General features: G+C 57.8%; 8 protein-coding genes. 4 read left to right on the top strand and 4 right to left on the bottom strand.

Annotated features, from left to right (window positions below):
* Together VAE57_RS18270 and VAE57_RS18265 are read right to left on the bottom strand one after the other, a co-directional pair.
* A partial coding sequence (locus tag VAE57_RS18270; RefSeq protein ID WP_322823257.1) for an acyl-CoA dehydrogenase family protein occupies positions 1 to 429 on the bottom strand: 429 nt, incomplete at its 3' end.
* A gap of 131 nt (positions 430 to 560) precedes the next feature.
* Positions 561 to 1,346 carry a hypothetical protein gene (locus tag VAE57_RS18265; protein WP_322823256.1) on the bottom strand — a complete coding sequence of 262 codons (786 nt, stop codon included), beginning with the start codon at positions 1,344 to 1,346 and terminating at the stop codon, positions 561 to 563.
* A 238-nt stretch (positions 1,347 to 1,584) separates the two neighbouring features.
* On the opposite strand from VAE57_RS18265, the gene alaS reads away from it, so the two are divergent.
* From alaS to VAE57_RS18245, 4 genes are all read left to right on the top strand, one after another.
* Complete coding sequence (gene alaS, locus VAE57_RS18260) at positions 1,585 to 4,269, top strand: alanine--tRNA ligase (RefSeq protein WP_322823255.1); 2,685 nt, start codon at positions 1,585 to 1,587, stop codon at positions 4,267 to 4,269.
* Between the two features lie 113 nt (positions 4,270 to 4,382).
* Positions 4,383 to 6,434, top strand: coding sequence for a baseplate J/gp47 family protein (locus tag VAE57_RS18255; RefSeq protein ID WP_322823254.1), 2,052 nt, complete (start codon positions 4,383 to 4,385; stop codon positions 6,432 to 6,434).
* On the top strand, positions 6,427 to 6,888 hold the full coding sequence (ruvX, locus tag VAE57_RS18250) for a Holliday junction resolvase RuvX (protein WP_322823253.1): 462 nt from the start codon (positions 6,427 to 6,429) through the stop codon (positions 6,886 to 6,888). The genes VAE57_RS18255 and ruvX overlap by 8 nt, the downstream gene beginning before the upstream one ends.
* Positions 6,863 to 7,306 carry a GNAT family N-acetyltransferase gene (locus VAE57_RS18245; protein WP_322823252.1) on the top strand — a complete coding sequence of 148 codons (444 nt, stop codon included), beginning with the start codon at positions 6,863 to 6,865 and terminating at the stop codon, positions 7,304 to 7,306. The genes ruvX and VAE57_RS18245 overlap by 26 nt, the downstream gene beginning before the upstream one ends.
* Positions 7,307 to 7,321: 15 nt before the next feature.
* Here the strand turns inward: VAE57_RS18245 and VAE57_RS18240 are convergent, their stop codons facing one another.
* Together VAE57_RS18240 and VAE57_RS18235 are read right to left on the bottom strand one after the other, a co-directional pair.
* A complete protein-coding gene (locus VAE57_RS18240) occupies positions 7,322 to 7,621 on the bottom strand; it encodes a DUF507 family protein (protein WP_322513551.1) in 300 nt (99 codons plus the stop codon).
* A 380-nt stretch (positions 7,622 to 8,001) separates the two neighbouring features.
* On the bottom strand, positions 8,002 to 8,841 hold an 840-nt coding region (locus tag VAE57_RS18235; RefSeq protein ID WP_322823251.1), incomplete at its 5' end, for an ABC transporter permease.

The raw sequence follows: 8,841 nt of genomic DNA, 5'->3' as shown, positions 1-8,841 counted from the left end.
GATCGAGGGATCCACTCTGGCCAGCTCCATGCAGGCTACACCGGTCAACACCGGGCCAAGGGCATCGATTTTGTACGGGCGCGTCCCGAAGGTCTCGGCAATCAGATGGGCAAAGCCCGGCACAATCTCATGCGGAAATTCACCACGCTCCCAATAGGTGTTTGCCAGCGGGCGAACCCGCTCTTCCATGTAGGTACGAATCTTTTGTTGAATCGCCCGCTCTTCGGGCGAGAGGTCGGCCAGAATATCGTAGAAATCGCTGTTGATTGGCGGCACGCGCCTGGGGCGTCGCTTGGACGTGATGCTCTTCCACAGCAGACCGATCTCTTGTGGCGTTACGCTACGCAATGCACGAATCGTATCGAATAGCGGAACGTGAACCTGTTGAAACATTCGGGTGAGACTGGCGGGAAGGGTGACGAATGCCATACGGAACTCCTGTTCATCGTTGAGCCGAGCACAACTTCATTGTTGCTGAAAATGGTTGAATGCTCGAGTATGACGCGATGCGTTATTCTATTGTGAGTGTAGCACAGATATGCCTGCAATGTCAATAACAATCATGTCAGATTCAAACGAGCTACAATCCACATAAACCGCTCGGCGGGCCAGAAACCCAGATACCGACAACCGGTAATGATGTCGTCATCGCCTACCTCGACGAACAGATACACCCGTGACACCAAGCCAAAACAGAGTTGGGCTAGCGCTCCGATACAGCCCTGCAATGCCGACACAGCCGCAGGCTGCATTGCCCAGCCAATCTCGATCACATCGCACGTAGCAAAACACGTAGCCGCAATTGCCTGAAGCTGACCATTCGTAGCAACCACGCCAAAGGCTGGGCCATTGTCAGGATGCCAGGCTTGCCAGGCTGCGGTAGCGTTGTGTAACGCGGCAAGATCGGTTCGCATATCAGCAGACAAACGCTGCGCAGCGGGTTGTTCGCTCAGGCGCAGCGTCTCCGGTTCGGCAACCATCTGGTAGAGCAAGCGACTCTCTTCAACCTGCACCATCCCGTTCAACAATGGCATACGCGCCAGCGGTAACAGTACGCCAACCGGCTGGTCCTGCAGGTGCGGCTGGACTTCAACCAGGCCGGTAAGCAAAGGCGGTAAAACACCGGGAAAATCCACAACAAATGACAATCGGGGTAGCGGTAGATCATGACGTATCGACGCAATACCCACGACTGTGTCGTTACTCAATGCGACGAGCGTATACGAAGATGTGCGCAACTGCGTCATCTGTGCCAAACTGATCGCATTGCGATAGGGTGAACGGCGTAAAAATGCCAGTGCCGCCGGGTAGGTTTCCGCGCTGATCTCAGTAATCGATAGGGGCATACATCATCTCCAACGAACGATCCGATCAGGCGGTACCTGGCCTGCGTGGAGCGCGCTTGATACGACTGCTACCGGCTATCTGGGCAGCAACACCTGACAGCGGTGTTGTACATTTTTATGATAAACTGCTTCAGGTGAGAGCGCAAAATGGTTGACGGTCTACACTACAATCGTCTACAATAAGCTCAGGAAGAGGCTTATCTGTCATTTCATCGGCTGTTGAACAGGCCATACTCTTATGCAAAAACTTACTGCTGCTCAGATTCGCGAAACGTTTCTTTCTTTCTTCATCCGTCATGGCCATACCCACGTGCCCAGCTCGTCGCTGGTCGTTGCTGACGATCCGACATTGCTGTTTGCCAATTCGGGTATGGTGCAGTTTAAAGATGTATTTCTGGGTCGCGAACAACGCCCTTATAGCCGGGCCGTTACCGCCCAAAAATGTCTGCGTGTCAGCGGTAAACACAATGACCTTGAAGAGGTAGGGCCATCACCGCGTCACCATACCTTCTTTGAGATGTTGGGCAATTTTTCGTTTGGCGATTATTTCAAAGCCGAAGCAATTGCCTTAGCCTGGAAGTTGCTGACCGAAGAGTTTAAGTTGCCGGTTGAACGCTTGTGGTTTACGGTGTTTGCCGGTGACGATGAGGTGCCACCAGACGATGAGGCGGCTGCGCTGTGGATTGCCCAGGGTGCCGATCCATCGCGTGTGCTGCGTTTCGGTCGCAAAGATAATTTCTGGGTGATGGGTGATACTGGCCCCTGCGGCCCCTGCTCTGAGATCACAATATATATCGGTGACGACCTGAGCCAGATGCGGGCCGAGGGTGTTAATTCCGATGATCCGAATTACGTCGAAATCTGGAATAACGTGTTTATGCAGTACGACCGGGCTACCATGCAGCCGCTTCCACGCCCGTCGGTCGATACCGGCATGGGGCTAGAGCGCATGGCCATGGTGATGCAGGGTGTGCATAGCACATATGAGACCGATCTCTTCGTCGCGATCATCAATCAAATCATCAAGACACGCGGCAGTGACGAGCAGCACTACCACGCCCACCGCAGTGCCTACCGTGCAATTGCCGATCACGCTCGCGCTATCGCCTTTCTGATTGCTGATGGTGTGCTACCCGGTAATCTGGGACGTTCGTATGTGTTGCGCCGCATTTTGCGCCGGGCCGCTTATCAGGGACGCACGATTGGCTTTGAACGACCTTTCCTTGCCGACGTGATCACGTCGGTTATCGAGCAAATGGGTGAGGCCTATCCTGAACTGGTGAAACGCCGCGAGCTGATTTTGAGTGCTGCTGATCAGGAAGAACGCCAGTTTTTGCGCACCCTGAACGGTGGTCTGACACGCCTGCAAGGGGTGATCGAGCAGGTGCGAGCACGGGGCGAGCAGGTTATTCCCGGTAATGATGCCTTTGTTTTGAAAGACACCTATGGCTTTCCGCTCGATCTGACGCAAAAGATTGCCGCCGAGCAGGGATTGACGGTCGATGAAGCCGGTTACGAAGCGGCAATGGCCGAACAACGGGCACGTTCGCGGGCAGCGGCGGCCAGTAAGCGCGGCGGTGAAGCCGATCTGTGGGCCGAACTCGATCTGCCTGCGTCACACTTTACCGGCTATGAGCGGTTGAGTGACCGGGCAACGGTGATCGGTATGCTGGGCGACGGCGAGGCGCTGACCAGCGCCGATACCGGTCGGAGTGTGCAGATTGTCCTTGACACTACCCCATTCTACGCTGAAAGCGGTGGTCAGATTGGCGATACCGGTCTGCTGGTAGGGCCAGAAGGATCGGTTCAGATTGAGGACACCCGGCGTCCATTACCGGGACTAATTGTGCATTACGGTCGGGTGGTGAATGGACGGATCAGCGTTGGTGATCAGGTGCAGGCGACCGTTGATGTGATACGACGGGCCGACATTCAACGCAACCACACGGCCACCCACATGCTCCAACGGGCATTGCGCGATGTGCTTGGCGAGCATGCAGCTCAGGCCGGTTCACTGGTGGCACCTGATCGGTTACGGTTTGACTTTACCCATACCAAAGCGGTTGATCCCGAGGAGTTGCGCGAGGTTGAGCAGCGGCTCAATAAGTGGGTACGTGCCGATACCACAGTGCGCTGGGAAATTACCGGTTATCAGGACGCGATGGCGCGTGGCGCAATTGCCCTCTTCGGCGAGAAGTATGGTGATACAGTACGCCTCGTGACTATCGAGCGCGGTCAGAAGCTCGCCGAAGGTGAATTTGCGTCTCGTGATAGCCTGGAGTTGTGTGGCGGCACGCACGTCAATCATACCGGCGAGATTGGTTTTGTGCGGATTGTGAGCGAAGGCAGCATCGGCAGTGGCATTCGCCGTATCGAGGCGTTAACCGGTCGTGGCGCTGAAGGATGGGTTGAACAGCAGGCCCAGACCCTCCGTGAACTTGCTACGCGAATCAATACCCAACCAGCCCAACTGCTCGAACGAATTGATGCCCTGCTGGCCGAACACCGACAGCGGAAACAAGAGCTGGAAGCGCTCCGCAGCAAACTGGCTCGCGAGCAGCTCGATCTTTTGCTGGGTCGGGTTCAGCATGTTGCCGGGGTGCCACTCCTCGCCGCTGAAGTTGAGGCCGACTCTGTTGATCGGCTGCGCGAAATGGGAGAGTATCTGCGCGATAAATTAGGTAATGCCGTGATTGTGTTGGGTGCTCAGATCAACGGCAAACCGCAACTGCTCACCATGGTGACTCCCGATCTGGTACGGCGTGGTCTCAATGCAGTTCAACTGGTCAAACCGCTGGCCGCCCTGGTCGGCGGTGGTGGTGGTGGACGACCAGAGATCGCACAGGCGGGAGGTCGCCATCCCGACAAGCTGGCCGCTGCTATCGGCGCAGCGGTAGAGGTACTCGCCGGGCAGGCCGGGTAGTCGTGAGATACTATACTGGATACTGACGCATGGAAACGGGCAACTGCCGGCAGTTGCCCTCCGCAAGGACCACACAAAGTGCAACTGGAGGAAGTGGATAGCCGGGAGGGGCTATGATGACGGATGAGACGGCGCTGGTTCTCGCCTTGCCAGAAGATACTGCCGAGTCGTTGATGGCGAAAGTGCGCACCACCCACGCAGCCAACGTGCAAATCCTGGCTCCAGAGGGTACTGTTGCCTTGCAACGAGTCGCCGGTACTGACGCACTACGCGATCTGGCGACAGCGGCAGGGATAAATCTGACTATCATCAGTTCAGATCCAGGCATCCTCAAGGCAGCCCGCCAGAGTCGATTGGCAACTATCGAAGTCACCGGCGCTCACGTCCAGGCTCCAGTGCCATCTACCCCCTTCACTCCCGGTGAAGACCTGCCTGCAGAAGATTTAGAGTTTCTGGCGGCCCTCGATGAACTGGCGGCGAACGGTAACAATCTCGATTTGTTTGCACCGCCGTCTGAACAGAAGCGGCCAGTTGCAGCCGATACACGCCCTATCGCCGCCCCAGAAACCCGTCCAATCCCCACCACATCCAGTCCATCAACGCCGGCCACACCACCGGCTATGGGAGATGATGACCTTGAGTTTTTTGATGCCCTCGACGATCTGGCAGCAGCGTTCGAGCAGGAGCGTACCGGTACACCACCGCCACCAATCCCTTCTGCGCGTGAGGCTTCCGCACAACCACCCCGTGTGCGACCGGAAGACATCCAGCTTTCAGCGGCAGAAGTTGCCCGCGCCGACCAGATCGGGCGGCGTAGCGAGGCTGATCGCACCCAACGCACAACGGCTGAACCACGCCGTGAGCCGCGCCCGGAGCCAGTTGCTCCTCCGACACGGCGTGCAGCCACTCCTGCACCGCGAACCACCACTCGCTCACAGGCACAGCTTTTCAGAGCACTCCTCATCGGGTTGATCATACTCCTGGCGCTGACAGGTATCTTGATAGTCGTCACCCAGAGTGTGACCATCGTTGTACGCTTGCCCGTGCGCGAAACAACGCCGGTTGTCGGCCTGGCTATTCCGATAACCGCGGTGAGCACTGCATCGGCCAACGCAGTCAATGCTGAACCGCTGGAGACGACCGTCGCCATTAGCACGCACGGGGAGGTGACCGAGGGTGTGCTCACACCGGTAAGCAGTGCATCCGGGGCCATCACCCTGTTCAATCAAAACACCCAACCGATCACCATCCCAGCAGGAAGTGAGTTCGTAGCGTTTGGGCCTGACAACCAACCGATCCCGTTTATCAGCAAGGCCGATGTTACTGTGCCCGGTGCCGTAACGACGCGCAGTGGTAATCAGATTATCACAACGTTTGGCGAGGCAGCGGTACAAATCGAGGCTCGCTCGCCGGGGAGTGCCTCAAACATTCCGGCCAATACCATTCGTGAGCTACGGATCGCCGGTGGGCCGACAATTAACCTGGTCAGTGGTCTGTTGACGGTATCACACGATGCGATTGGTGGTGGAACTGATGAAGAGGTGCGGGTGATCAAAGAGAGTGATGTACGGCGTTATCTCGCTCAGGCGCTCACCGATCTCGATCAGGAAGCCCGGCGACAACTCGACGGCCTGGCGCTGGCGCACAACCTGCGTCTCGAACCAACAACCGTCTCTCCCAGTCGGGCGGAACTTGAACAGTTAGCAGGTTTTGAGCTGATCGTCGATCCACCGATTGGCACATCGCTGTCGCGTGACAATCCCTTTTTTACGATCACTGTTCAGTCGCGCTACAGCGGATTGGCGATTAGTGGAGACTCGGCAGCTTTCCAACGCCAGTTAGCCGATGCCTTCAACAGCCAGCTCATTCAGAATGGGCAGTTGCGTCCAGGTGATTGCCGTGCGGCTTTTGTCCAGGGCTGGCGTTGGGACGGTGCCACGCTACGTATTGATGGCAGCATTGGGCCTGATCCGGCCTGTGGTAACGAGCTTGATCCGGCAACCCGGGCTGCTATTCAGAATGCTGTATTGGGTCGGACACGCACCGAAGCCGAGGCCGCACTGCAAGAACTGGTTGCCGCCGGGCGACTGGCCGGATTTGAGTTACCCGACAACGTAGATCGCTTCCCTGGCTGGAGCTGGCAATTGCGGATTCGTCATGAATGACCAGATTATTCTCGCGCTCGATGTCGGCGAGCGGCGGATCGGGGTTGCCATCAGCGATGCCGGTGCCCGCATTGCCGCACCCTTAACGACCATCAATGCCCACCCCCTGGAGCGAGCCATCGCCCAAATTGTGCACCTGGTACAGGAACGTGGGGTTAGCCGGGTGGTTGTTGGCCTGCCACTGACGATGCGTGGTGAGCGCGGCCCACAAGCTGAGGTGGTGCAACGCTTTGCCGATACTTTGAGCAGCGCACTTTCGTGCCCGGTTGAGATGTTCGACGAGCGGCTAACCAGTGTCGCTGCCGAACAGATGTTACGCAACCTTGGCCTCAAACCGGCCAAAATCAAAGCCCAGATCGATCAGGTAGCCGCATCGATCATCTTACAAGACTACCTCGACGCCCGCCGGAGTAACCCGAACAGAAGCCATGAACTACCTCATTCGTCCGATTAGCGCTGCTGAAACCCGCCCGCTGCGTCAGCAGATTCTGCGTCCACACCAGACCATTGCCGAACTGGTCTATGCCGGCGACGATCATCCGCTTGCGCTCCATCTGGGAGCATTCATTGCCGAAACCCTGACCGGCATTGCCTCGTTCGCGCCGGAAGCCTGCCCGGACGTACCGGCACAGGCGGCATGGCGACTGCGCGGTATGGGAGTCGCACCAGCCGTTCAGCACCAGGGCATCGGCACAGCACTGCTCGACGCCGGCATTCATTATGTAAAACAACAGCGCGGTGATCTGGTCTGGTGTCACGGACGGAGCAGCGCACTGCCGTTTTATCGCCGCTACGGCTTCGTCACCCACGGCGACGAATTTGTCGTTCCGCACACTGGGCCACACTACGTACTGCTGTACTGGATCAGATAGGGGAAGCGCCCGCACTCACAAAATATAACCGCGCTTACGGGCCACCTCTTCTTTGTGCTTACGGAACAGAATATCGCGTTCGGTACCCTTAATCTCGCGGCTATAGGTAGCCAGAATACGCTCAACCTCAGCGTCGATCTCCTCTTCGATCTTCAGATCGGCAACAATAGCGTCATAAATCGCCTTCACCCGCAACGCCCGCCCATCACTCGGACGCTGACCAGGTTGATCGCGATACGCCAGTAACCCTCGCTCGGCCAGTTCATCGTGCAGGCGCTCGGCAATCCGGCGCACTTTGTCTTCAGAGAGTCGCATATGTCACTCCACCCAATCTATCCACGCTGTCAAGAAAGGCAACTGATTCAATTGTACCAGATGAGCGACCTGTAGAGCCGTGAGCTTATACCGCAGCGCAGGCTTCCCGCCCGCGCTCGCATATCCCTTCCATCATGGCTACATACCAACACGGATTATCGCTGCGATTCGCACACGGTGCGTGAGCAATGAAGAGTAGACGTGCCATTCAAATCTGAGCAGCATCCGCGCATATCCGCGTTCCCTGCTGCACGCGAATACTCGCGCATTGGACGGACGAATGCAGATAATGCGCGGATTAGGCGGATACTCACGGATAGATCAAATCCGCACCCCCATCCGCGCCGATCCGCAGCATCCGCGGCTATCCGCGTTCCTCATCACGGACGCTCAAACGGCTGACCAAGCGCTGCCGGCGCAGTTGCCCGCAGCCGACCGATCACGGCCAGCAGCGGTCGTTGCCAGACGTCCGGCAGGGTGGCAACCCGACGCAAGATCAGGGGCGACGAAGCCAGATTCACCAGCGCCAGCACCAGGATCATCAGCACAAACGGCGCGACCTGCACAAGCTGGGCGGGAATATCGGGCAACGCACTCTGCGAACGGGTCGCCAGAATCTCCAGCGCCGCAAACAGATAGCAGCCGAGCGCCACCCGTAATGGCCGCCAGCCACCGAAGATCACGATAGCCAGCACAATCCAGCCTGCGCCAAACGTGTGGCGGTAGCTCCATCCCTGCTTGAGATCGAGGGAAAAGGCGGCTCCCGCGATCCCCACCAGCGCCCCACCGAGGATCAGCATCGCATAGCGCCAGCGCTGCACATCAACCCCACGCGCATAGACCGCCGCCGGACGCTCGCCCAGCGCACGCACGATCAGCCCCACGCGCGTCGCATAGAGCAGATAGGCCGTCGCCGGAATGAGCAGAAAACTGGCATAAATCACCGGATCGTGCCGAAAGAACAGCGCCCCCACAACCGGCAGATCGGCCAGACCAGGCATGGGCATAAACGGCACCGCCGGGCCGGGCAGCCGCACAAACGGCGCACCGAGAAACGATGAAAGATCGGTACAGAGCAACGCCAGCACAAAACCCACCGCAGTCTGCGATTGACCGAGGGTGATACTGAACACGCCCAGCACCACTGCCACCAGCGCACCGATCAGAGCCGCCGCCACAAAACCCAGCAGCACATGCTGCGTTGTCACCGCGACGGCAAA

It is taken from the genome of Chloroflexus sp. (assembly GCF_034434295.1).
GTDB lineage: Bacteria > Chloroflexota > Chloroflexia > Chloroflexales > Chloroflexaceae > Chloroflexus.
This window is presented reverse-complemented; position numbering and strand designations above follow the sequence as displayed.

Coding starts and splice junctions, on each gene's coding strand:
- VAE57_RS18265 (WP_322823256.1), bottom strand. CDS start 1,346: ATGCCCCTATCGATTACTGAGATCAGCGCGGAAACCTACCCGGCGGCA.
- alaS (WP_322823255.1), top strand. CDS start 1,585: ATGCAAAAACTTACTGCTGCTCAGATTCGCGAAACGTTTCTTTCTTTC.
- VAE57_RS18255 (WP_322823254.1), top strand. CDS start 4,383: ATGATGACGGATGAGACGGCGCTGGTTCTCGCCTTGCCAGAAGATACT.
- ruvX (WP_322823253.1), top strand. CDS start 6,427: ATGAATGACCAGATTATTCTCGCGCTCGATGTCGGCGAGCGGCGGATC.
- VAE57_RS18245 (WP_322823252.1), top strand. CDS start 6,863: ATGAACTACCTCATTCGTCCGATTAGCGCTGCTGAAACCCGCCCGCTG.
- VAE57_RS18240 (WP_322513551.1), bottom strand. CDS start 7,621: ATGCGACTCTCTGAAGACAAAGTGCGCCGGATTGCCGAGCGCCTGCAC.